Below are 1,000 nucleotides of genomic sequence, written 5' to 3'. Positions count from 1 at the left end.
CAGCAGACCGTGCGCGACATGCTGGTGATGAAGGACGACAAACTGGTGGATGGCGAAACCGCCGCCGTACGTCGTGATTACACGCCGCCAACCGACAAGACCCTGCCGATCAAGAACGTCGTCGTGATCCTGATGGAAAGCATGGCCGGTCATTCGGTGGGTGCCTTGGGCGCCCCGGGCAACATCACGCCTTACCTCGACAAATTGTCGAAGGAAGGCCTGTTGTTCGACCGCTTCTTCTCCAACGGTACCCACACCCACCAGGGCATGTTTGCCACCATGGCGTGCTTTCCCAACCTGCCGGGTTTCGAATACCTGATGCAGACCCCGGAAGGCAGCCACAAGTTGTCGGGCTTGCCGCAGTTGCTCAGCGCTCGTGACTACGACGACGTTTATGTCTACAACGGTGACTTTGCCTGGGATAACCAGTCAGGGTTCTTCAGCAACCAGGGCATGACCAACTTCATCGGGCGTAACGACTTCGTCAACCCGGTGTTCTCCGATCCGACGTGGGGCGTGTCTGACCAGGACATGTTCGACCGTGGTCTGGTTGAACTGAAAGCCCGGGACGGCAAGGACAAGAAGCCGTTCTATGCGTTGCTGCAAACCCTGTCCAACCACACCCCTTACGCCTTGCCAACGCCATTGCCGGTCGAACCCGTTACTGATCGTGGCAGCCTGAACGAGCACCTGACCGCCATGCGTTACTCGGACTGGGCGTTGGGTCAGTTCTTTGAGCAGGCGCGCAAAGAGCCGTACTTCAAGGAAACCCTGTTCGTCGTCGTTGGCGACCACGGGTTTGGCAACGAGCGGCAGATCACCGAGATGGACCTGGGGCGCTTCAACGTACCGATGCTGCTGATTGCCCCTGGCATCCAGGAAAAGTTCGGCACGCTGAGCCACACAGTGGGTACGCAAATCGACATCGTACCGACCATCATGGGGCGTCTCGGTGGCGAAGTGCGTCATCAGTGCTGGGGCCGCGACCTGCTCAACCTGC

General features: G+C 59.1%; 1 protein-coding gene. It reads left to right on the top strand.

Features of this window, described 5'->3' with window-relative positions; all coding sequences use genetic code 11:
- On the top strand, positions 1-1,000 hold a 1,000-nt coding region (locus D8V06_RS25790; RefSeq protein ID WP_130932071.1), incomplete at both ends, for an LTA synthase family protein.

Source organism: Pseudomonas sp. Sample_24 (assembly GCF_004307605.1).
GTDB lineage: Bacteria > Pseudomonadota > Gammaproteobacteria > Pseudomonadales > Pseudomonadaceae > Aquipseudomonas.
Note: the sequence above shows the minus strand (reverse complement) of the source record. Positions and strands in the feature narration are given on the sequence as shown.